The sequence below is a fragment of the Lactobacillus sp. C449L genome (assembly GCF_059900815.1).
The window spans coordinates 1-423 of the sequence record NZ_JBWXGA010000353.1; the positions used below are offsets into that span (position 1 = coordinate 1).

1 protein-coding gene is annotated in these 423 nt (G+C 70.2%); it reads right to left on the reverse strand.

Going from position 1 to position 423, the window contains the following annotated elements:
• Positions 1-23 precede the first annotated feature (23 nt).
• On the reverse strand, positions 24-423 hold a 400-nt coding region (locus AC2JF9_RS09750), incomplete at its 5' end, for a carbohydrate binding domain-containing protein (protein ID WP_500727378.1).

Here is a 423-nt window from a genome sequence, read left to right on the forward strand (position 1 = left end):
GCGCGGGAATGACGCGGATCGGCCTACTGCCCCATGTTGAGGACGAAGACCGGCCCGATGTCGACCGTGTGCGTGGCGTTGGCGAGGTGGAGCGAGACGGTAAGTTCGCCCGCCGCATAGTCGCGGTCGGCCGTGCCCTCGACCTCGTGCAGCTGCCATTCGGGCGTGATCGTCGCCGGGCCGGCGAAGACGGCCGTATAGGGCGCCTGGGCGAGCTGGACGGTGTTGTAGGGGAGGGTCGAGCTGGCCGCGCCGTTCTCGCCCTTCTCCAGCCGCGCCCAGAAGGCGAGGATCAGCTTGTCGCCCGCCTTGACCGGCTTGGTGATCGGGCTCGCCACGGCGATGGTCCATGCCTGGTCGCTCCTGGCCGGCACCGCGATGCGGAGCGCCTTGCCGCCCTGCACCGTGTCATCGTTGCGCGGC